Raw genomic sequence first — 23,258 nt, 5'->3', positions numbered from 1 at the left:
TGTAATCTATCATATCTGTTTCCCTAATACAATAGTTTTGCATTAATGCAAATTCAACAAAAAATTTTTACCGTTTAGTATAGATACTAGGAAGGAAGTCCCTTAAGCATTGCTAATGCTTTCTTAGCACCAAAATAACCCCACAAAGTGGAGCCTATGCTTCGATGCTTATTCCAAATACTTTGCGGGGACCCCCAAAAAAACTTATAAATTCTATACTGCTAAAAAAGCCCGGAAACCAAAATTCGGTTCCGGACTTTTCTCCCCATTCGCAGGACATGATTATTTTTCTTTGCGAAGTCGTTCTTATAAACCATAAAACAGCCCTTATTTCTGCTTACACAGAAGCAAGGGCTGCTTCATAAATGCTTCATCAAATAGATTTTTATCAAGCCGCCAATTTGAGCAGGAAAAGCTCCAGTCCGAGCACTTTATCAATTGCGCCTGTTTTCATTTCATAATCCAAAGTGCCCAGTCTGCTTAAAATCTGTTTGAGCTGCGCAGCCTGAAATTTCCGGGCTTGTTCCCCGGCAATTTTGACCGCATAGGGATGAAGCCCAAGCTGGGAGGCGATTTGGTGCTGGGAATAGCTTTGACCAGCCAAATCCTTGACTTGAAGAATGATGCGGAATTGTCTGGCGATTAGGGCAGCGATCTTGATCGGCTCTTCCTTCTGCTTTAGCAGCTCGTAAAAAATCGCGAGCGCCCGGTCAATCCGCAGATTCGCAATATCCTCTACGAGGGCGAACACATTTTGTTCCATGCTGCGTGCAATCAATTGGTCCGCCGTTTCAGCGCGGATTACTCCGCCCCGGCCAGCATAGAGGCAAAGTTTGTCGATTTCAGCAGCCAAGGTTTGCAGCTGTGTTCCGGCATTGCGAATAATGATTTCGGCAGCCCCTTCCTCCAGCGCACAACCATGTTCTTTGGCTTTTTTGCCAACCCATTTCAATAGATCCTCACTGCCAAGCGGCATAAACGACAGCAGCATGCCATCGCTTTTAATAGCTTTTACTACTTTTTTACGCTCATCAAGTTTTTCTTGATTGACCATAAATACAAGCACGCTGTATTCGGCCGGATTTTTCATATATTCAAGCAGCGACTCTACGCGGTGTTCCACCTTGGCATAGTCTTTGCCTGCCGTGAACACGGCGGCATCCTGAACCAGAATCAGTTTGCGCGGCACCATAAAAGGCAGCATCTCTGCTTCTTCAATAACTTCCTGCAGCGGCGTTTCAGCCAGATCGTAATGAACCAAAGCAAAATCGCGCTCTTCCTTGGAAATCGTTTGTTCCACAAGCAAGGAGACAAATTCGTTCATTTGGTATTTTTCCGTTCCGTACAGCAAATAGACTGGCGAGATTTGGCCCTGCTTGACCGCCTTGATTGCGGCTTTCACGTCCATGCTTAGGCCCCCTTTTCATCTATGTAGCCCTGCTCAATTGGGCCTGCACTTTTATATATTATCAAAAATCGCCAGCGGGGCAAACCAAACAGAAAGGCCTCCCGGCAAGGAAGGCCTTTCTGTCCCAGCTCATCTATGATAAACACCGGCACCCGCAAAGCTCTAGAAACTTTGCCGCCAGTGGTCATACGACGATTCTGGTTCAACTCTAACCGTATTATCCTATTCCATATCTCCCGAAAATGTGCAAACTGCAGACCCCGGTGGTTTCCTTTTTTGTAATCTGTAGATGTACTCCGCAGCATTTCCCGGTTTTGTTCCCGGGGTCCCCGAAAAGTAATCGGTGTTGCTTCAAAGCTTCACGCCACTTTTTGGGGTGTTTTTTAAGGGTTTGCATTATCCGGGCTTTCAACCCGGACCGTTTTGCTTGTAGTGGCTCCCTGATTATCCGAAGTTTGATACGTAAAGACAGTGCTGTCCGCAGACCAAACTCCGGATACCCAACTGCCTGAAAGGTCAATTGTCTTGACCGATTTCTTCTGGCCGTCGCTGTCCGATATGCTGTAGATGACCAACTTGTTATCCTCTACAGAAGCAGCATATTTACCGTCAGGCGAGTTGACTTGGGTCGGCGGTGCAGTGGTCGAAGTGATTCCCATGGAAGTTGTATCATCCTTGGGGGTATGTTCCTGAACTTTATTCCCCTTACCTTCCGTAGGGATTTCCGCCATGATGTTATTCCGATAGCCGCCGCCGCTATTGTTGTTATTGCTGCTGCTCTCTGGAGTTTCGCCGGCATTGCTGCCGGAAATGCCCCCGTTTACCGCTTTATCCTGAGCGGAAGCATCCGCCGCCGGAGCGTCCTTGCTCGGGCTGCTCGATTGCACCGAAGTGCCGGAATCATTTGCAGCCGGAGTTTCTGGAGTCGTGTTTTTGTTATTCGCAGCCTTTTTATCGACTTTACCTTCTTCTACGCTGCGGGTCAATGGCTTCTCATCCGCTTTGCTTGTAGGAGTCTCCGTAGTCGGCGGAAGCGTTTTGAGTTCCTGATCCGCAGGAGGTTCCGGCTCCAACACTTTCTCGTTGCTGCCAGCAGTTCCCTCGGAAGGAGCATCCGGGGCAGAAGTATCGTTGCTGTAGAGTTCTTGCTTAGGTTCGACAGTCTGTTGATCTCCGCCACTTCCTTGGACGCCTCCGCTTGAAGATTTGGACGCCGCGCTATCGGCGTTTTTTTGCTCTGCCGCTTTATAGGCAGGCTCTTCAGCGGTTGACAAATGCTTAGGAGGATAATTATATATCGCAACTCCCAAAATAATTACGGCTGCCGCCGCTCCCATAACCGTGCGTCCGGCTACGGAATTGCGGAATTTGCTTGTTCGCACCGGACGTACAGGTACAGGCACCATCTCTGCTGGTGCTTCCTCGCGCGAGGCGCTCTTTTCCTGCTGCGCCTGATCTATCGCATCAAGCTGGGGCATGATAGCGTCGACAATGCTGAATTTTGGCGTAACTTTGGGAAGGTCTTCAAGATCTCTGGATAATGATTTCAGCATTCGAAAGGTTTCCGCACATTCAGGACACTGTTTTAAATGCTCATAGAGTTGAACGGTCTCTTCCTCGCTTAAATCATAATCCAAATAACGGTGCATCCACTCCACCACCTCTGAACAATTCATCCTGATACACCACCTTTCTGATGCTCTTGAAGCATGTTCTGAAGCTGCTGTCTGGCCCTGAACAGATAAGATTTCACTGTGTTGAGTGGAAGGTTCAGACAGTCAGCGATTTCATTATAGGAAAAATCTTGCAGATACCGAAGAACAATGACGCTTCTATGATGATCCGGCAGCTGTTCAATGGCTTCTTGGATATCCTGAGCCAGATAGGAGGACATAACGGCTTGTTCCACATTTTGCTTATCCTGAAACACCAGCTCATGCTCATCTATGGAAACCGTTGGTTTAGACCGCCTGAATTTGTCGATGCAAATATTCGTTACGATCCGTTGAACCCATGTTTTAAACTGCGCCTTTTCCTCATAGGAACCAATTTTAGTGTAGATTCGAATCAATGCTTCCTGGGAAGCATCCATCGCATCCTGTTCATCATTCAAAATATAATAGGCTGTGCGGTATACTTGATGCTCAATTTCTCTTAATAGGGTGATTAGAGCGTCGCGATCGCCCGATTGAGCGGCTCTGATGAGTCCCTGCTCTACCACAAAGGATCCCCCTCTCCCTGCAATCTTACAGACGTGCAAGAGTGCTAAATTGTTGCAAATTGTAACCTTTTTTTTTGGATTAAAAATTTTATCGGCTTCCAGCAAGAACCGAACCTTCTTAATCACATGCGAAACACCCGAACATCCCCCGCTTTTTCCGCGAGGTACGTCCACCAAATTTTCCGTATTCATTCATAAGACCTTGTGTATCTTATGATTATAGAATTCATAAGTTTCAAGCGGAGCTTAAGCATTCTATAATCGCAAGAAAAATCACCGCTGAATGCGGTCTGGCTTCATAGAAGTACGTCGATAAACGTTTTTCTTATGTACGCAAGGGTAACTTCGGGCCTCCCATGAGAGTGGTAAACCCCAATTAAGAATACCAAATTCTAGTGAACCCGTCATCATGAATAATTCGGCAGTCATTGTAATCCGATTACACATTTTTTTAAGATATAAGAAAGTATAAGTTTCGGAGCCTCAGCTTCCTTATATCGCAAGAAAAACATCCGCTAAAAGCGGTCTGTGTTCTTAGAGAGTACGTCGATAGACGTTTTTCTTACATTTAAACTTTTATACCGGCCAGTCGAAATACAACGGGTCACCAAGCGGTTATATCATCTCGTCACCGTTTCTATTCTCCAGTCGGGTTCAACATGCAGCGGATTTGGATCCCTCCCGGACGAATGAGCATCTGAACCTCACCGCTTCGATCCGTCCGATACAGTTCGGACCCCTGATCTTCGATCCGCTGCATGACCTCCGCATGCGGATGACCGTATAAATTGTTCACACCCGCTGAAATCACTGCAGCTTTGGGTCTCCAATAATCAAGCCAGCTGTCCCCGCTGGATGATTTACTGCCATGATGGGCGATTTTTAAGACATCGATACCGCCCTCCGGCAGTACGAATGCTCCGGCTCCGGACACCCCCTGAACCGCCCCGGCTTGACGCGAATCCGCAAGGCTCAGTATATTCTCTTCGGCGGCCTTGTCCATATCGCCCGTAAACAGCAGCCTGGCGCCGTTCATGGTCAGCAGGAAAGCAACGGAAATATGGTTTTGATCCTTCACGATCGGCACTTCTTCCTGTTCCACCGCTTCCGATTCCGGTGCTATAAACATCATTTCCGTATGCTTGTCCGGCTGCAGCTTCATGCCTTGATGAACCGCATAAACGGGGATGTTCCGGCCAAGTGCCGTTTTCATCAACTTTTCAAAAGCTTTCGTACCGCTCAAAGTTCCGTTAAACATAAAGGCCTTTACAGGAATCTGTTCCAAGACGGCCTGAAGTCCGCCGGCATGATCCTGATCAGCATGCGTGACGATAACCGCATCCAAATGATGAACTCCTCGCTGCTTCAGAAGGGGCACAACAACCTTTGCCCCAACTTCAAAAGGCTTTTTACGCTCCTTCCATGCATCCTGGGGTCTGCGAAAGCTTACGGTTCCCCCTCCATCCACCAAGATATTTCGTCCTTCGGGCGTAGTGATCAAAATGCCGTCTCCCTGACCAACATCCAAAAACTGGACCAGTCCCGCCCCATAATAGGATGCCGGTCGGTATTCCCAATATAACAGAAAAATAAAGCCAAGCATAATCCCCACAAATGCAGCCCTTGTTCTATTCGCGGCTAAAGTAAGTTTTTTTCCAGAGGTTACCTTGCGGATCCCGTCAAGTTCCGCTGTTTCGTCCGCTTCGCGCTGAATCGGCAGCCGCGTTTTACGATCCCCCATCAGCTTGCCGGCCAAATACAGCAGCAGATATAACAAGATAAAATAAGCGATGATCCATATCAGAGAAGGCGATTTCCAAATCATCACAAACTGCGGATAACCGTTCATAAAACGGATCAGCTTGAAGATAACATCATTCTGAAGTTCAATGAGCCAGCCGGCCATTTTCCCGGCCTTAAGCCAGATCAAACCGAGAATCAGCGCCCCCGCTCCGAACGGAAGCGTAAAAAGGGTAATTAGCGGCACCAATGCAAAATTGGCTGTAAACGACAGCAGGGAAAACTGATTGAAATAATAAATCGTAAGCGGAAACGAAACCAGCTGCGCCACCAGTGTCACCCCGGCTGCCGCGGCTATCCGTTTGGGTAGAAAACGAAGAAGCGGATTCATAAGCGGAATGTAAATCATCAGCCCGGCTGTAACCAAGAATGACAATTGAAAGCTGACATTCAGTAAATAATAGGGATTCCACAGCGTCATGAGCAGAGCGGCTGCCGCCAACACATTCAAGCCGTCCTTCAGCCAGCCTTTCCTGGCGGCATAGAGGCCGATGATGCTCATGATGCCCGCTCGCACAACGGAGGGACTTACGCCGGACAAAAGCACGTACAGCGGGATCAATAACATGACGACAAGCAAAGACCTTTCGCGGCTGACTTTGAACAAGGACAACATAAATAAAAGACTTCCGACGTAAACCGCGACATGCATGCCGGAGATCGCCAGAATATGCGTGAGCCCCAACTGGGAAAATTGCGAATAGGTTTCAGGATCGATATCATCCTTCATACCAATGAGAAGCCCCTTCATATACCCGGCATGAGGTTCTTGAAATATTTGCTCGATTTTATCCCCAAGTACGGTGCGAAGACGGTCATTCCAGCGCAGAACGGTAAGCGGACCCCAAGGGGATCCGGGTGAAACTTCCGCATTCCGTATCCCGTTCACCTTATATATCCAGTGGATATGCTGGGTGCGCAAAAAAGCGGCATAATCAAATCCGCCGAAATTACGGGCGGTGGAAGGATATTCGATCATGCCGCTGAGCTTGATACGGTCGCCGCGCTGCCATTTTGCCGCTTCGGTTTGCTGGTCCTTGGCGAGAAGCTTGACCTGCACCATTACCCGTTCCCCCAGGCTTCGCGATACCGGGGAAGCCCCGCCGGAACCTGCGGAGTCCATCATCTTAACTTGCTGCAGCCTGACCTGCATATCCGCTCGGTCTCCATCGACATCAACCTGCGTAACGATCACCCCTTCAACCTGCAGCATCGATCCGTGCAATAGAGTGCCATCCACGGCCAATGCTTGCGGCAGCTCCGTCACGTTCCGTGCGTCATTCCACGTCCAGTATATCCCGGACATCGTCAAAGCCAGCCATAAAATCAGCATCGTTCTAAGAAGTGTGCGCTGCAGCAAAACAGGAATCACAAGCAGCAGCGTCACACCGGTCCATACCAGATATAAATGAAGCCCGGAAAATGTATAAGCAAGGCTTGCCCCCGCCAGCCAACCTACCGTCCAAACAATCAACGGCCTTCCCTTCACGGCCAATCCCCCCTAGCTATTTTATAGAAAGTGAATTTTCTGACACCGCAAACAAAAAAACCTCTGCCTGCGGTCATTACCGCATTGGGCAGAGGTCCTTCCCCGGTTCCTTATGATTCCAATCAGTCAGAGACAACCATGACGGTTTCGCGCGGCGGCTCGTACGAGTCAAGTCCGCGGAATATAATCCCCTTCTGCTTCATCATCTCCTTCACCTTATCCGAATCCTTCGGATAAGGACGATGGTACACAATTTCCGTTACGCCGCTGTTAGCGAGCATATTCGCACAGGTCCAGCAGGGCTCGTCCGTCACATAAACGGAGCTGCCTTCCCGGTCAATCCGGTCGGTGAAGAGCAGCAAATTCTGCTCGGCATGAATGGTTCGCACGCACCGCTGCTTTTTAACCATTTCCTGCTTGCCGTCATGCTCTATCATTTCGATTTCTTCAGCGATCATGCAGCCTGCCTCGGAGCAATCCGGAACGCCCATCGGCGCACCGTTGTATGCGGTACCCAGCAGTTTTTTACCTTGCACCAGCACGGCTCCGACATGTCTGCGTGGACAGCGTGAACGCGTGGAAACCATATACGCGATGTCCATAAAATAAGTGTCCCAATCTTTGCGTTTTGCTTCCTTCACGTCAAATCACCTGTTTTCGTAGAATGGTTGTTAACATTGTAACATACGACTGAGGCTAAAGCGCTATGTAAGGTTTCATTTTCTCGAGCATTTTGGGGCCGATCCCTTTGACCTTGACCAAATCCGCTACCTTTTTGAATGGCCCGTGCCCGTTGCGGTATTCGATAATGGCCTGTGCTTTCTTGGCTCCGATGCCGGGAATGTTCATCAGTTCGGCGGCTTGGGCCGTATTGATATGAATCTTGGAATCGGATGATGCGCCAGCGTTCACAGAAGTTGTTCCACTGAGATCCGGGGCGGTGTTTGCCGGCAGGCTTATCGGCTCCTGCGCAGGTGCCTGCTTCTCTATAGGCGCAGAGATGGATCCCGTCTTCACGGATTGCAGGGCTTGAGGCTGTTGTTCCGTTGGTTGTGTCATTTGGTCCGGTTGTGCCGGTTGCGCCGATTGTGATGCCGGTTGCCCCGCCTTTATCCCCTCCGCTGCCCTTTCTTTTCCTTGGCTGTTTTTCCCGCTGCCGGAAGCCGGGTGTTCCGTTTGTTTGCCCAGTTCCTGCTCTGCATCCTCCTTCATCGCATCCGCCAGTTTATTATTCAGCGGCTGCCATGCATGTGCCGGATCCTCATGTTTCATCCCCGACAGCAAAATCGCCGCACTTCCCAGGATTGCGCAGCATACGCTGATCCCCAGCTTTAAACGTTTCATAGACATACACCCCTTATTCAATAAAATTGGACTCTCTTTCTCATTCCTGCTGCCGAAAAAGCCGTCATGCGGCCAAGCACATGCGCATACATTAAGGAGAAGAATTGCGTCGTTACCGCAAAGCACGAAAGGAGGGGACCTATATGAAGGTAGGATTTATCGGAACCGGCAGTATGGGAAGTGTGTTGCTCGATGCCTTCATCACTTCCGGTGCACTTTTACCCGAACAAATCTTCGCCAGCAACCGTACTGCAGACAAGGTTAATTTGCTGGCACAGCGTCACCCCGGACTTAATGTATGCAGCAATAATATTGAAACTGTGAGCAATAGCGACATCATATTTTTATGCGTTAAACCGCTTCAGTATAAAGTTGTAATAGATGAAATCAAGGATAAGCTGAACCAGGACCAGATTTTGGTATCCATTACCAGTCCCGTTCAGATCCGCCACCTTGAAGAAGCCCTGATTTGCAAAATCGCCAAGGTGATTCCCAGCATTACGCATTTGACCTTTAGCGGAGACTCGCTTTGCATGTACGGCACCCGTATAACGCCAAAAGACAGGCTGTTGATTGAACAGCTGCTGGGTTCCATCAGCAAACCGACAGAAATCGATGAATCCTATGTGCGGATTTCTTCAGACTTCTCCAGCTGCGGACCAGCATTTATCAGCTTCTTCCTTGAACAATGGGTTAATGCGGCCGTGGAAATCACAGGCATAAACCGCGAAGAGATTACGGCGCTGGCAGGGGAGATGCTCCTTGGAACGGGCAAGCTGCTGACGGAAGGAGGTTTCAAACCTCTTGATCTGCAGGAAAGAGTAGCTGTTCCCGGCGGCATTACCGCCAAAGCCCTGTCCCTGCTGAAGCAAAGCCTGGATGGCGTATTTCATCAACTGATCGCTACAACATACGGCAAATATGATGAAGACTTACAAAAATGCGATATCCTTTTTGGCGACCCCAAGGCGTAGGAAGTGATATAAAGGTCTTCACTCAAGCTTATATGCCCGCTATTTCAAAAAAATCCCCGTACAACATATGCTGTACGGGGATTGAATGCTTTTCGACCCTATTTATGCGATTTAATTGGCTACAATATTCACCAGTTTGCCTGGTACCGCAACCACTTTGCGTACGGTTTTGCCGGCAATAGCCGCCTGTACGCTCTCCTGGGACATGCCAAACTTCTCCAGCGCTTCCTTGTCCATGTCCTTGGCAATTTTGGCGCGCTGCACGATTTTGCCGTTCACCTGGATCACGATCTCCACTTCGGATTCCACAGTCCATGCTTCATCGAAAGAAGGCCAAGGCACATATGTGACCGATTCCTGATGGCCGAGACGAGCCCACAGCTCTTCGGCGATATGCGGCGCAAACGGAGACAGCAGCTGCGTGAAGTCTTCGAGCGCTTTGCGCGGAAGGCTATCCGCTTTATATGCGTCGTTGATAAAAATCATCAACTGGCTGATCGCCGTATTAAAGCGCATATGTTCCATATCATCGGTCACTTTTTTGATCGTTTTATGCCAAACGCGTTTGAAGTCCTCGCTGCCTTCGCCATTCGTAATCTTCGAATTCAAGCTGCCGTCATCGTTAACCACAAGCCGCCATACGCGTGACAGGAAGCGGTGTGCGCCTTCCACGCCATTTTCGTTCCACGGTTTCGTCGCTTCCAGCGGCCCCATGAACATTTCATATACGCGGAGCGTATCCGCGCCGTAAGTCTCGACGATTTCATCCGGATTGATGACATTGCCGCGGGATTTACTCATTTTTTCATTATTCGTTCCGAGAATCATGCCTTGGTTAACCAGCTTCTGGAACGGCTCTTTGGTGCTGACCACACCCAAATCGTAAAGAACTTTGTGCCAGAAACGTGCGTACAGCAAGTGCAGTACCGCATGTTCCACGCCGCCGATATACAGATCGACAGGCAGCCACTGTTGTTCCTTCTCTTTCGAAACGAGCGCTTCTTTGTTATGCGGATCGATAAACCGCAGGTAATACCAGCAGCTTCCAGCCCATTGCGGCATCGTATTCGTTTCGCGGCGGGCTTTCATGCCGGTCTCCGGATCTACCGTCTCCACCCATTCGGTTACGTTCGCAAGCGGAGATTCACCCGTTCCTGACGGTTTGATTTGATCAATATCCGGCAGCATGAGCGGAAGCTGATCCTCCGGCACGGTCTTCATCGTTCCGTCTTCCAGATGCAGAATCGGAATCGGCTCGCCCCAATAACGCTGGCGGCTGAACAGCCAGTCGCGCAGACGGTAGGTCGTTTTTCCTTGACCTTTGCCGTTCTCTTCAAGCCATGCGATCATCTTCGCGATGGCATCGGAGGTACCCATTCCGTCCAGGAAGCCGGAATTAACATGTTCGCCTTCCCCGGTATAAGCTTCTTCCTGCACATTGCCGCCTTTGACAACCTCAATGATGTCCAAGCCGAATTGCTTCGCAAATTCCCAGTCGCGCGTATCGTGGCCAGGAACCGCCATAATGGCTCCCGTTCCATAACCGGCCAGAACATAGTCGGCGATCCAGATCGGCAGTTTGGCGCCGTTTACCGGATTGACTGCGTATGCTCCCGTAAACACGCCGGTTTTATCCTTGGCCAGATCCGTGCGTTCCAAATCGCTTTTGCGTGCGGCCAGATCCTGATACGCTTTGACGGCTTCCTGCTGCTCCGGCGTCGTAATTTCCGCCACAAGCTCATGCTCAGGAGCAAGCACGCAGTAGCTGGCGCCGAACAAAGTATCCGGGCGGGTCGTAAACACCGTCAGATGGCCTTCTTGGCCTTCAATGGCGAAATTCACTTCCGCTCCTTTGGATTTCCCGATCCAGTTGCGCTGCATATCCTTAATGCTTTCCGTCCAGTCGAGTTCTTCCAGATCCTCAAGCAGACGCTCGGCATATTCAGTAATTTTCAGCACCCATTGTCTCATCGGCTTGCGGATTACCGGATGTCCGCCGCGTTCGCTCTTGCCGTCAATAACCTCTTCGTTGGCAAGCACCGTTCCCAAAGCCGGACACCAGTTGACAGGCAGCTCCGCGACATAAGCAAGGCCTTTTTTGTACAGCTGGATGAAAATCCATTGCGTCCATTTATAGTATTCCGGATCCGTCGTACTGATCTCGCGGTCCCAGTCATAGGAGAATCCGAGGGATTTGATCTGACGGCGGAAGTTGTTTATATTTTTCACCGTGATGTCGCGCGGATGCTCGCCGGTATCGAGAGCATGCTGCTCCGCAGGCAAACCGAACGCATCCCAGCCCATCGGATGAAGCACGTTATAGCCGCGCATTCTCTTGTAACGGGATATGATATCGGTAGCCGTATAACCTTCAGGATGGCCTACATGTAGACCGGCGCCTGATGGATACGGGAACATATCCAGTGCATAAAACTTTGGTTTTTCAGGGTTTTCGCCCGTTTTGAACGTATGATGCTCATCCCAATACTTTTGCCACTTCGGCTCAATGGATTGAGGATGATATCCTTGAACCTGCTGCTGATTTTCACTCATCATTTGATCTCCCCTTCTTACTGTCAGGCGGTCCGCCGCTCGCTACCAGCGTTCCTTCGCTTGAAACGAGCCAAAATACAAAACACTTCTTCTTCATATTTCACTAAAGTCAGACCGCATAATCATGCAATAATTAAAAAAACCTCTACATCCATAGCGTATTAGCGCTAGGGACGAGAGGTTTGATTCCCGTGGTACCACCCTAGTTAGCGGAAAATATGCTTTATTTTCCACTCCCTTTGCACCCTTAACGGAGGTAAGGCGATGGTTCTTAGCGTAGTTTTGGCATCACAACTCTCCATAAACTGCGTTCAAACCATGGCTCCGAGGTGAGTTCATTCCGCTTTGTCAACCGGCTTGCACCAACCGCCGGCTCTCTGGGTGACCCTGCCGAAACTAATACCCCTCATCATTGCCAAAGATATAAAGTTCTCTTAACATTAAATCACATTATATATAAAACAAGCGGCACAGTCAATCCGCTAATCAGAGTCGGCAGCAAGCCGCCGTACCGCTTACTAAGGCACCCGCCCGGCCATCAAGCCCCATACCCGCAGCAAACACGAGCACCTTGGGGGAAAGTATTAGACGTTTCCTCATCGGGAATTATTGCGGATTAGTTGTCCAAATCCCGGCAGATTTCACGAACACGCGCGCCGGAAGCTTCAAGGCGGCCAAAGTTAGTTCAGCCACATCCTCCGGCTGCATCATCCGGTCTTCCTCGCCGATGCTAAGATTGTTGGTGCGGGCCAGATCCGTATTTACGGTGCTTGGAGTAAGCGCAACGACGCGGATGTTCTTTTTGCGAACCTCTTGAAGAAGCGACTCGGTCAGGCCCATGATGCCGAATTTGGAAGCGCAATAGGCTGAACCCGTCGCAAATCCTTTTTCCCCCGCCGTCGACGAAATATTGATGATATCGCCGCTATTCTGGTCAAGCATTGCCGGGAGAACCGCACGGGAAACATAATACGTCCCCAGCAAATTGACCTGAATAATACGTTCCCATTCCTCTGGATTCATCTCGGCAACGGTGCCGAAAGTGGCAATTCCCGCATTGTTGATCAGAATGTCGATGCGGCCCAGTTCCTCTTTAAGTTTGGACACCGCCGCTTCCACCTCGGAACGTGAGGATACGTCAGCCGTTGCCATATAGACTGACACGCCGTACTCTTTGGAGAGCGACTCCTTGAGCGCCTCAAGATCGGAAGCGGTTCTGGCCATCAGCCCAAGGTTTACGCCTTCCTTGGCAAGCGCCGTCGCAATGGCACGGCCGATGCCTTTGCCAGCACCTGTAATAATCGCTGTTTTATTTTTCAAATCTGTAAGTTTCATATATTCCATCCTTTCTCATTTTGCCGCTGCTGCCGCCACGCCCATCCATTTCAACCTGCATCCCTATATATTTTATAATCTTCAAAAAAGCCCCGGATTAAGCTTCCGAGGCATTATTTGTTCCCGTTACGTTTGAAAAATCCATTATTTCAAGCTGAACCCTATTTAACTGCCACGAAAAAAAGGCGCTGGGCATCATCGCCTGCTTCAACCCATTCGAAATCCGCATAACATTTCACGTCGCGGAAGCCTGCCTTGCTCAGCTCCGTTTTTAACCATTCCGGATCATAGGCGCGCTGGACATGCGTCTCTTCGAACCTGCGGTACAAACCGCTTTGCTCTTCCCTTGCGAAAATACTCAAATGATGTTCGATTTCACAGCGGGATTTATCCAGTTCACAAGTCCATATGTAAGATACCGACCGTTCATCCCATACAAACGGCTGCTCTTCGTCGTATCGGATCAACGTATTCGGATGGTGAACATCGAACAGGAAAATCCCCCCAGGCTTTAAACCGTTGTATGTTTGGACGAATGCCGAAACGACATCCTGCTTCTCAAGCAAATAGTTAAAGCAATCGCAGAAAGAAATGACTGTGTCAACCTGGTCGGGGGTTTTCCATTCCCGCATATCCTGCTGAACCCAACGAATGGAGCCTTCTTGGTGAAGCCTTAAGCCCTGGGGCGTGGTATCCATTTTCCTTCTGGCGACGGACAGCATATCCGCAGATAAATCGATACCCGTCACTTCAAAGCCTGCATTGACGAGCGGAATGGTAATGCTGCCCGTACCGCAGCCGAGCTCAACGACGCTCTTGGGCATGGTGCCATGCTTTTCCCAAGCCTGCCTCGCGAAGCGGAGCCAATCAGGGTAAGGCATCTCCTCCATCAATTCATCATAAACGTATGCAAATTTTTTGTAAGAAGACATGATGACACCGCACTTTCTCTTTCAGGTTTAACTATCCTGCCCATCAGCATCCCGTTTGACCAAATACGTCCAATTTTCCTTTTGAGTCACGAGACCTTCCTTCATCAGCTTGCCCAAAGCCCGTTTAAAGGCCGATTTGCTGATGCCGAAACGCTGCTTGATAATATCCGGAGGCGTTGCGTCCGAATACGGCATATCGCCTGTTGGACGCTCTTTCAGGAAGGACAGAATCCGTTCCGAGTCCAGATCGCGGCCTACTTCCTTCCGCTGGGCCATCGACAGATTGACGCGCCCGTCCTCACGAATATGGGCGACGCGGACTTCGACTTCCTCGCCAAGCCTCAATAATCGCACACGTTCCGAGGAATGAATCATCCCGATAACGCCAAGCCCAACCACTCCGCCGTCCAGGACTACAAACGTTCCCATCTGCAGCGGTCTGTACACCGTGGCTTTAAACCATTGGTTCAGCCATGTTTCAGGGGCTCTGAAAGCATGCTGGGACAGCTCCTGCTCCCCCGCCAGTTTGGCGCGCAGACGTCCCTGCTTGTCATGCTCCATAATGACAAACACCGAATCCCCTACCTGCGGACGAAGCTCTTTCATCTCAGGCAGCTCGCGCACCGGCAGCAAAAGCTGACGCCCAAGCCCCATCTCCAGAAAGCATCCAAGCCGCGGATGAACATCGGCAACAACCAGCTTGGCCATCTCGCCCAACGTGAGGTAAGGTTTTTTCATCGTGGCTGCCAGCCGGTCTTCGGTATCGTAAAAGATAAACACCTCTACCTGATCGCCCGGCTTGATCTCGCGCGTAAGTTCTGAGTAGTGCAGCAGGACATCCTGTCCATCCGCATCCAGGAAATACCCGTAAGGGGATACTTCGCGCATGACTTCATATGTCTGTATCGTACCTGCGACCGGATTCATACCGTTTCCACAACCTTGGCGTCCGACCACAGTCGTTCGATGTTGTAATACTCGCGCTCATCCCGGTGGAAGACATGCACGATGACATCCCCCAAATCGATAAGCACCCAACGGGCAGAGTTCATACCTTCGATCCCGCGGACTTCCGAACCCGCTTCATGCACGCGTTTGCGGATTTCCGTGGTGATGGACTGAACCTGAACATCCGAATTCCCGTGGCATATGATAAAATAATCCGCAATCAGCGAAACGCCTTTCAAATCCAGCGCTACGATGTTCATTGCTTTTTTATCTTCGGCAGCTGCGACTGCCAGATTTAACAATTCTTCTGATGTAAGGGTCATGAATTCGCCTCCAACTGTTTTATAAGATCATTACGGGCAAGGACCGTCATCGGGAAAATAATTTGCCGCCGCGACACGAGCAAGCTGATGGTGGAATCAAAGCCTGCAACCAGTCCCTCTTCAAGGCTATGGTTGGCCAGTTCCCGGATATTATTCACCCCTGGAAAATCCCTTCCGGGTTCAATGTAATCCGCCAGACATACCACCTTATCCAGCAGCGTCATCGAGGTTCGCCCCGACGTATGATACCTGATCGCATCCAGTATTTCCTGGTCCTCAACACCATAATCTTGTTTGGCGACAAAAGCTCCCACTTCCGCATGCCAAAGCGCTTTATCGTAAAGCAGCAGATCCTGGGACAAGCCGTTATCCCGGATCATGGCTTCCATCTTTTTGACGGGCCAATATTTGGCAACATCATGCAAAATCGCGGCCCGCTCAGCCTTCGCCGGATCAGCCCCGTATTTCTCGGCAAGCTTAACCGCCGTTTGCATCACACCCTGCGTATGCTGCCAGCGCATGGCCGGCATTTGCTCCGAAACCGATTTAATCAGTTCTTCCCGGCTGAATTCCATACAATCCTCTCCTTCTGATATAGTCATAGACGCTGTCCGTTACCATATAGCGGATCGAATGGCCTGTCGCCAGCCTTTCCCTGATTTCCGTCGATGAAATATCGACCTGGGGCATGTCGGCAAGCAGCACCTTACCATGTAAATAAGGCGGCAACGCCGCGAGATTTAATGTTGACCCTGGTCGTCCCACGCCGATAAAGCTCATAAGATTAACAAGTTCCTCAATCCCCTCCCATTTGGGGAGATAATTCACCATATCAGCGCCGATAATAAAATGAAACTCTATATCTTCAAAAGAGCCGCGAATTTCCTTCACCGTATCAATGGTGTAGGAAACGCCGCCTCTTCTGATCTCAATGTCAAGCGTTCGGAAACAGGGGTGGTCCGAAATCGCTTCGGCCACCATGCCGAGCCGGTCCTCTCCCGATGCTCCGGCCTGTTCCTTGTGGGGCGGGATATGGCTTGGCATGAACCAGACTTCGTCAAGCCCGAACGAATCCCTTGCCGCTTCAGCGGCCAGCAAATGGCCGATATGAATCGGATCGAAGGTGCCGCCCATGATGCCTACCTTCATGGTGAAACCTCCCGCTTATGGCAATTCTATTTGTTTATGATCTTTGGATTCCTTATACAAAATAATCGTGTTCCCGATCACCTGCACCAACTCAGCCTTGGCTTTTTCCGCAAGCTCTTCGGCCATTTCATGTTTATCGTCAAGGCAGTTGTTCAGCACGCTGACTTTTATAAGTTCCCTTTTTTCAATCGCTTCGTTAATATGCCTTACAAGCTGTTCATTGGTCCCGCCTTTTCCGATTTGGAAAATCGGGTCCAAATGATGTGCAAGGGATCTAAGATAGCGTTTTTGCTTACCCGTTAACATGTATACTTCTCCTTAATATTCAATTGTTTTCCTTATTCCCGAAAGGAAAGGAATCATTTTCCCATATCATTCAGCACGGCGTTTCTCATCGCGGCTACCGGGGCCGGCAGGCCGGTCCAGTATTCCAATGCGTAGGCGCCTTGATTCACGAACATTCCCAACCCGCCGTGAATCGTGCAGCCCTTCTGTTTGCTCTCCGTCAGCAATTTCGTCTGCAGCGGATTATAGATCAGATCGCTGACCACGATTCCCTCGGGAATCAAACCAACCGCTACCGGCGTATCGGCCATAAGCGGATGCATGCCGACCGAAGTCGTATTGATTAGAATGTCGGTTTCTATAAGATATGCCGGCAGTTCCTCCATGGATATTCCGCGAATGTCCGCCAGATCCTTCCATTCTGCTGCCAGCGCCTCCGCCTTGTCGGCCGTGCGGTTGGCAATGACAATCCGGTCCGGTTTTTCCAGCGCCAATGCATATACAATGCCCCGCGCAGCACCGCCAGCCCCCAGCACCATGATCCTTTTCCCCTGGAGATCAGGCACTGCCTCTTCTTTCAGCGAACGAACGTAACCGATGCCATCCGTATTATACCCGGTCAGAATGCCATGATCATTTACGATCGTATTGACTGCGCCGATTCGTAAGGCCGTCTCATCCAGATGATCCAGAAAGGGGATTACATCCACTTTGTGAGGGATCGTCACATTGATCCCCCGAAAGCCAAGAGCCTTGATTGCGGTGATAGCTCCCTCTGCCCGTCCACGCTTGACATGCATCGGAACATAGGCTCCAGGCAGTCCCAGTGCCGATAATGCCGCCTGGTGCATAACTGGCGATTTGGAATGGGCGATCGGATCGCCGATCACACCAAGCAGCAGCGCCCCTGTCGCTGCAAGCAATTCCGTATTTACCATTGTATCCCGCCTCTCCCAAGCTTACATCAGATCAAACAGGGTCTGGACACCACTTTGACGCCTTTAGGCGCATGGATGGCCGTTAAAGCGCCTTGATCGCTGTTCACCTTGACCCAACCGAGGCCGGAAATAAACAGATCCAGCTTGGCGCCTTTGGGAACCCGAATCTCATGTCTGGTCCACTCCGGGAGCTTGCCCAGATCTTCAGTATTCGGCGGCGACAGCAATGTGCCCGCATGCTCTTCAAATAAGCTATCCGCCTTCTCCAGCTTGGTCCGGTGAATCTTCAATCTGCTGCTGACAAAGCAGGTAAAGGATTGCCGCTCTCCCTGGATAAAATCAAAGCGGGCCATCCCTCCGAAGAATAGCGTTTGGCCTTCATTAAGCTGATAAACCATCGGCTTCAGCGGATTTTCCGGCATGATCGCCCCCAAATCCTTGCGGTCAACCATCTCACTATAACGCCATGGGTAAACGATGCCCGGGGTATCGATTATGAAATGGCCGTCATCCAGAGGGATGCTGACCATATCCAGTGTCGTGCCTGGATAACGGGATACCGTCAGTTCCTGTTCCAGGTCGCTGTAATCGCGGATTAGCCGGTTGATCAGGGTCGATTTGCCCACATTGGTTGCTCCCACTACATAAACGTCGCGGCTGCCTCGGCGCTCGGCCACTGCATCCAGCAGGCGATCGAAACCTTGATTTTTCTTCGCGCTGCACAGGATGATCTCCTCGGTTTTGAGTCCCTGCTCCTTGCATTGCTTCTGAACCCAGTTGATCACTTTGTTCCAGTTCGTCACTTTCGGCAGAAGGTCGATTTTGTTGACGGCGAGGATGACGGGGTTGTTGCCTACGAATCGCTGCAGTCCCGAAATCAAGCTGCCGTCGAAATCAAACAAATCGACAATATGAATGACGAGCGCTTTCTTGCCGCCGATTTGGCTTAAAAGCCGCAGGAATTCATCCTGGTCTACCGTCACGGAAGAAGCCTCATTATAGTTTTTAATTCGGAAGCACCGCCGGCATACCACCGGGTTATTGCCGAGCGATTGTTCCGGGACGTACCCCGGCAAATCGGGATTCGACACCTGCAGCTCGATGCCGCAGCCGCTGCATTTGAGGACGCCTTGTCCTTCAATCGGGTCTTTCACTGATGTTTTTCCTCCTCAAGCCATAATCCTTTTTTACGCAAGCGTTTCAGTGCTATTTTTTCGAGGCGGCGGTTGATCCTCGTCCCCCAGCCTTCATCCGCTATCGAAATCGGAAGTACGAGCACTGTAAAAAGACCCATGCGGTTGCCTCCATACACATCGGTCATCATTTGATCGCCAACGACAATCGTTTCTTGGCCGCTCAGTCCCAGCATGCTCATGGCTTTTCGAAAGGGGGCGTTCCTCGGCTTGCGTGCCTGGTGCACAAACTTGAGATCAAGCGGCGTGGCAAAATTCTTTACGCGTTCCATGCTGTTATTTGATACGATAACCAGCTTGAAACCGATTTGCTTGACCCGCTCGAACCAAGTCAGCAGTTCCGGCGTCGCCAGCGGCTCTTTCGCTCCGACCAGCGTATTGTCCAGATCGGTGATTATTCCTCTGTAACCCTTGGCATACAAGCCTTCCAAATCGATATCAAATACTGTATCCACCCTTAATTTAGGGATTAACTTTTCGAGCAAATTGTTGTCACCTCAGTTTCATAGGACAAACTATACCATAATCTACGTGGTTAGTAAAAGAACGTCCAGCAATATCATTCCATAGAATTCAGTCGCCATATTCATGGATTCGGGGTTCCGGAAATTCCGGTATTCATCAACTGCCCGGCCCCCTTATCAGGAACTAAAATACCCCCGCAAATAGTATCGGAAAGATGTCCGACGCCTCTCAACAGAGGGCGCTTTTGCGAAGCAAAAGTACGGAGTGACATGTGGCCTTTGGAGCTTATTCCGATTCCTTTGCGGGGCCCCCCCAACATAACCCCACAAAGTGAGGCCTATGCTTCGATACTTATTCCAAATACTTTGCGGGGACCCCCAATCTGAAAAAAACGCCCGGGCCGAAAGGCGCCGGGCAAGATCACGGGTTATGCCGCCTGATCATCCCCATGTTTCAAGGCTGCCCGCAGCTCTCGGCTGTGGGCGTATACGGTTCTCCATTCGGCTTCCGATATGGATGCGGGACTGTACCTTGCTTTTTCGAACAGCATGAGCAGCGCATTCAGGGAAGGAGCAAGGGCCGGCCGCTCCCGGTTCCATCTGCCCACCGATTCACGCAGCGTTTCATGCGGACTTCGGTAAATGCGCTTGCGCTTCATTACACGCAGCCACCGTTCTGTCATGACGATTACTTTTTGGTCGGCAGTCAGCTTTTGCCCCTTCCGGACCCCGACAAGAAGGAACCGTAAAGGAATCCGGTAATACCACAGAGCGTATGCCGCTAGCGCAGTAACGCAAAGAGCCGTAATCCAGCCCACAGCCGCGCGGGAAAGACTAAACTCCTTACTCCCTGCATCCATAACCGGACTTTTCGTCTGCTCTTCCGGCTGCGGCTCCTCTTCCACTTCCGGTACAGTGACGGGCTCGCTGTCTCCCTGATGGGTCAGCAGCGGCATATTGAAGCCCGGCGTAGCCTCGACGGGCACCCAGCCATACTGCCCAAAATAGACTTCGGCCCAAGAGTGGGCATCTGCGTTGGTGATGGTGTATGTGTCTGAATCAGGTGCATTTCCGCCTAATTGCTGCATCGCATCAGGTTCCATTTGCTGTTGGCCCGGCGCATAGCCCTTAACCCAACGGGCCGGAATATTCAGCGACCTGGCCATCATCACCATCGATGTCGAGAAATAATCGCAGTAGCCCTCCTTCACTTCAAAAAGGAAGCTGTCAACGAAATCACTGCTGTTTTTTTTGGAGAGATCTGGCGAGTTTGTATATTTGAAGTTATTTATTAAGTAGTTTTGCAGCAATCCTATTTTTTCATACGGCGTTTTTGCAGTGGAAGTCACTTGTTCAGCCAGCTTGCGCGTGCGCTCCGGGAAATCCTTAGGGATTTGCAAATATTCTTCGTCCACATCATGTTTGCCTTTGCCGTACAAATCTTTGAACGTTTTGCCGCGGATCTCGTCTTCCGGAATGACGGGAAGCTCCGACACGACCGTATATGTCTTCGGGTACTGCGGATGCTTGGGATCAGCATTCCAGCGCAGTGCGGATTGGCTTTGATCCCATAAAAGGCTGCCCCCCTCCGCATTATCAATCTCCTTGATTTCAGTTACATGAAAAGCACCGAACAGAACAGGATATACGTTATCGTTCAGCATGGTAACAGTCTGCTCCAGCGTTTCCGATCCTCCCGCCGCAGGGGGATCGCTGCTATGCAGCACAGAACCCGCATCCACTTCTTTGAGATCGCCGCCTCCGGAGTCGGACCAGCCGCTTCCGGAGTATACCTTTCTGCTTTCACCACGCCAGTAACTGCGCTGGTCGGATTTCACCGACATGACGGGCGAATAGTCAAAATCAAACCCTGCGCCCAAATGATTGTCATTACGGCTGTATCCGGAAGTGCTGGCTGGTTTGGCAGACTTCAATTCGCCGCTTACATCCGCACCATTGGAGAAGGTGCCTCCCGAGCCCCCCACCCAAGCGGTGTATGGATCGGTCAATACCGGCGATACCGTCGGCATATTGACGCCGGCTACGAAAATAACGGTAAACAAGACAGCGGCATGAATCAAAATTTTAAGCGGATATTTCCGCAGCCTCCTCCAACCTGCCGGGAACCGCGATTGAAAGCGGCGGAGATGCTCGCTTACGAGCCAACCGAGTGCCGCAAAAACCGTCCAGGCAACCTCGCGCCACAGATCGATCGGCGTGAAAGAATCAAAAATGCAAAAAGCGATCACATTCATCCCTGAAAAGAGGAGGATCCTGCGCTTCGTGCTGACAAGAAGGGGGCTAATCAGCATGAGAAACCAGGCTCCTAAAGCGATCCAAATATAAGGTGAAAGATTTTCAATATATTGCTGAATGCGGTTTGCCATTGCCCCCGAAGGCGTATAAACCCAATAATTGAGGAGTTCCCTATATATGATGTAAAAGACGGCAGCGCCCTCCAGAATCATCCGGTAGACGCGTTTGATTGGCAGCACGATCTCACATACGGTGACTAAAGTGATGACAAACAAAGCGATTGCTTTCGTCTCTTCGTACCACGTAAAATCCATAAAAGAAATCCACTGCAGACCCATAATCCAAATCCAGAAAATGGATAACGAATAAAAAAGCGAATTTCTAAAATAAGAAAACCAGGTCTTCATGGCATTCCTCCTCCCAAAGCTGCCGGCAATTCATGCAGATCCTTAACCGCGCAGCTGAAAGTCCCGCGTGCCTTCAGCATGGAAACCCAGGCCTGCTTATCATGATTGCCGGATGTTCCCACCAAAATATGAGAGGGGGTATATCCGCGCATATCGGCCCATCGCAGCAGCTCCAGCGTATTGCTGCCGCTTCCCGGGCTAACCAGGACAAACAAGCAGCCGGAAGGAATGAAGCTCCCGCCCTTCTCCAGCTTCGGCAGCAAATCACCAAAGCCGTCCGCCGTCACATCGACCAGATGATGCATCATCCGCTCGCGATCATTGTAGTTTTCGCTCGGGGCAAACAGCTTGAGTTGTTCCCCCACAGTCGCGAGCCCAATGCACAGCCGTTCGCGCGAAGCATAATTGATCAGCGAGGCTGCGGTCGAAACAGCCAGTTCAAATTGCTTGTCCGAGGAATAATGCCCCGATATGGCGTCGAGGACGATCATGATTTTGGGTATGGAGTCATACTCGAACTCCTTGGACTTCCAGGAACCCGTTCTGGCTGTCGCATTCCAGTGGATCCGCGAGATCCGGTCCCCGTAGACATAATCTCTGACACCGTTGATTTGCGTTGTTTCCCTGCGCGAAGCGGCTACCCTCTGCGGGCCCGCTAAGCGTGAATTTTTATCGATGATCTTCCAGCCGGGAATCGGGATCGTTCGCGGTAATACCCTAAACTGCCCGGGGACATGGAAAGTTCCTTTATGTTCGACGAACCCGAAAATATCTTCCGTTACGCATTCCGTTTTAGTAAAAAAGTATCTCCCGCGTTCTAGCGGCGGCGTTTGGAACATAATTTCGCCGCTGCCTCGCAAATCGGGGACCACGCTTTCCTCAAACGACCATGTCTCACCGTTATGCCGTTTCATAACCTCACGGATAATGACGTATGGCATCGGAAGAAATCCAGGTACGGAAAAACGCAGGTTCACCTTCACCTGCTCCCCTGCACGCAGCGCTTCTGCTTGCTCCAGCGAAGCCGAGAGACTGCGCTCGCCGCGGACGCGCCGGATGCCTCCCAGTCCGCCGGCTAACAAATAAACGGCCAGAACGCTGATCATCATAAGCAGCATCAATGCTGTTTTGCCTCCTTGAAACAAAACGAACAGCAGGCCGACAGTCCACACTGCAAGCACAGCCCAAAAGCGGGGATTTTGCAGCATCGATTTGATTGTCTTCGGCAGCGTTACCATG

General features: G+C 50.6%; 20 protein-coding genes and 1 other annotated feature. Of the genes, 1 reads left to right on the top strand and 19 read right to left on the bottom strand.

Annotation, left to right across the window (positions count from 1 at the left end; translation table 11 throughout):
• Nucleotides 1-388 precede the first annotated feature (388 nt).
• The 6 genes from holA to L6442_RS09715 all read right to left on the bottom strand — a co-directional run bounded on the left by holA (nt 389) and on the right by L6442_RS09715 (nt 8,262).
• On the bottom strand, nt 389-1,408 hold the full coding sequence (holA, locus tag L6442_RS09740; RefSeq protein WP_212978628.1) for a DNA polymerase III subunit delta: 1,020 nt from the start codon (nt 1,406-1,408) through the stop codon (nt 389-391).
• 383 nt (nt 1,409-1,791) lie between these two features.
• Nucleotides 1,792-3,084: an anti-sigma factor gene (locus L6442_RS09735; protein WP_212978629.1), complete on the bottom strand. Its 1,293-nt coding sequence runs from the start codon at nt 3,082-3,084 to the stop codon at nt 1,792-1,794.
• A complete protein-coding gene (locus L6442_RS09730; RefSeq protein WP_194232793.1) occupies nt 3,081-3,629 on the bottom strand; it encodes an RNA polymerase sigma factor in 549 nt (182 codons plus the stop codon). The genes L6442_RS09735 and L6442_RS09730 overlap by 4 nt, the downstream gene beginning before the upstream one ends.
• 637 nt (nt 3,630-4,266) lie before the next feature.
• A complete protein-coding gene (locus tag L6442_RS09725) occupies nt 4,267-6,918 on the bottom strand; it encodes a ComEC/Rec2 family competence protein (RefSeq protein ID WP_212978630.1) in 2,652 nt (883 codons plus the stop codon).
• A 122-nt stretch (nt 6,919-7,040) separates the two neighbouring features.
• Nucleotides 7,041-7,559 (bottom strand): deoxycytidylate deaminase, encoded by a 519-nt coding sequence (locus L6442_RS09720; RefSeq protein ID WP_194232795.1) that lies wholly within the window; start codon nt 7,557-7,559, stop codon nt 7,041-7,043.
• 55 nt (nt 7,560-7,614) lie between these two features.
• Entirely contained in the window at nt 7,615-8,262 is a 648-nt protein-coding gene (locus L6442_RS09715) for a helix-hairpin-helix domain-containing protein (RefSeq protein ID WP_237100277.1), read from the bottom strand.
• 143 nt (nt 8,263-8,405) lie between these two features.
• Between L6442_RS09715 and comER the strand changes: the two genes are divergently transcribed.
• Complete coding sequence (gene comER, locus L6442_RS09710) at nt 8,406-9,236, top strand: late competence protein ComER (RefSeq protein WP_212978632.1); 831 nt, start codon at nt 8,406-8,408, stop codon at nt 9,234-9,236.
• Nucleotides 9,237-9,347: 111 nt separating this feature from the next.
• Here comER and leuS read toward each other — a convergent pair whose 3' ends face one another.
• The 13 genes from leuS to L6442_RS09645 all read right to left on the bottom strand — a co-directional run bounded on the left by leuS (nt 9,348) and on the right by L6442_RS09645 (nt 23,257).
• The gene (leuS, locus tag L6442_RS09705) at nt 9,348-11,789 is read right to left on the bottom strand and encodes a leucine--tRNA ligase (protein ID WP_212978693.1); all 2,442 of its coding nucleotides are present in this window, start codon (nt 11,787-11,789) and stop codon (nt 9,348-9,350) included.
• A gap of 166 nt (nt 11,790-11,955) precedes the next feature.
• Nucleotides 11,956-12,211: a binding site (T-box leader), on the bottom strand.
• 184 nt (nt 12,212-12,395) lie between these two features.
• On the bottom strand, nt 12,396-13,124 hold the full coding sequence (locus L6442_RS09700) for a 3-ketoacyl-ACP reductase (RefSeq protein WP_212978633.1): 729 nt from the start codon (nt 13,122-13,124) through the stop codon (nt 12,396-12,398).
• Between the two features lie 161 nt (nt 13,125-13,285).
• Nucleotides 13,286-14,056, bottom strand: a complete 771-nt coding sequence (locus L6442_RS09695; protein ID WP_212978634.1) for a class I SAM-dependent DNA methyltransferase — start codon at nt 14,054-14,056, stop codon at nt 13,286-13,288.
• Between the two features lie 27 nt (nt 14,057-14,083).
• Complete coding sequence (locus L6442_RS09690; RefSeq protein WP_212978635.1) at nt 14,084-14,983, bottom strand: CvfB family protein; 900 nt, start codon at nt 14,981-14,983, stop codon at nt 14,084-14,086.
• Nucleotides 14,980-15,327 carry a ribosome silencing factor gene (rsfS, locus tag L6442_RS09685; protein WP_194232801.1) on the bottom strand — a complete coding sequence of 116 codons (348 nt, stop codon included), beginning with the start codon at nt 15,325-15,327 and terminating at the stop codon, nt 14,980-14,982. The genes L6442_RS09690 and rsfS overlap by 4 nt, the downstream gene beginning before the upstream one ends.
• A complete protein-coding gene (yqeK, locus tag L6442_RS09680) occupies nt 15,324-15,902 on the bottom strand; it encodes a bis(5'-nucleosyl)-tetraphosphatase (symmetrical) YqeK (RefSeq protein WP_194232802.1) in 579 nt (192 codons plus the stop codon). Before yqeK ends, rsfS begins: the two co-directional genes overlap by 4 nt.
• Nucleotides 15,874-16,476: a nicotinate-nucleotide adenylyltransferase gene (gene nadD, locus L6442_RS09675; protein ID WP_194232803.1), complete on the bottom strand. Its 603-nt coding sequence runs from the start codon at nt 16,474-16,476 to the stop codon at nt 15,874-15,876. The genes yqeK and nadD overlap by 29 nt, the downstream gene beginning before the upstream one ends.
• Nucleotides 16,477-16,491: 15 nt before the next feature.
• On the bottom strand, nt 16,492-16,782 hold the full coding sequence (yhbY, locus tag L6442_RS09670; protein ID WP_194232804.1) for a ribosome assembly RNA-binding protein YhbY: 291 nt from the start codon (nt 16,780-16,782) through the stop codon (nt 16,492-16,494).
• Nucleotides 16,783-16,835: 53 nt separating this feature from the next.
• The gene (gene aroE / locus L6442_RS09665) at nt 16,836-17,699 is read right to left on the bottom strand and encodes a shikimate dehydrogenase (protein WP_212978636.1); all 864 of its coding nucleotides are present in this window, start codon (nt 17,697-17,699) and stop codon (nt 16,836-16,838) included.
• 26 nt (nt 17,700-17,725) lie between these two features.
• Nucleotides 17,726-18,853 carry a ribosome biogenesis GTPase YqeH gene (gene yqeH, locus L6442_RS09660; RefSeq protein ID WP_194232806.1) on the bottom strand — a complete coding sequence of 376 codons (1,128 nt, stop codon included), beginning with the start codon at nt 18,851-18,853 and terminating at the stop codon, nt 17,726-17,728.
• Entirely contained in the window at nt 18,850-19,377 is a 528-nt protein-coding gene (locus L6442_RS09655) for a YqeG family HAD IIIA-type phosphatase (RefSeq protein ID WP_194232807.1), read from the bottom strand. Before L6442_RS09655 ends, yqeH begins: the two co-directional genes overlap by 4 nt.
• Nucleotides 19,378-19,784: 407 nt before the next feature.
• On the bottom strand, nt 19,785-22,019 hold the full coding sequence (locus tag L6442_RS09650; protein ID WP_212978637.1) for a DUF4129 domain-containing transglutaminase family protein: 2,235 nt from the start codon (nt 22,017-22,019) through the stop codon (nt 19,785-19,787).
• Nucleotides 22,016-23,257, bottom strand: a complete 1,242-nt coding sequence (locus L6442_RS09645) for a DUF58 domain-containing protein (RefSeq protein WP_212978638.1) — start codon at nt 23,255-23,257, stop codon at nt 22,016-22,018. The genes L6442_RS09650 and L6442_RS09645 overlap by 4 nt, the downstream gene beginning before the upstream one ends.
• Nucleotide 23,258: the final 1 nt, after the last annotated feature.

The organism is Paenibacillus azoreducens (assembly GCF_021654775.1).
Classification (GTDB): domain Bacteria; phylum Bacillota; class Bacilli; order Paenibacillales; family Paenibacillaceae; genus Paenibacillus_AQ; species Paenibacillus_AQ azoreducens.
This window is presented reverse-complemented; position numbering and strand designations above follow the sequence as displayed.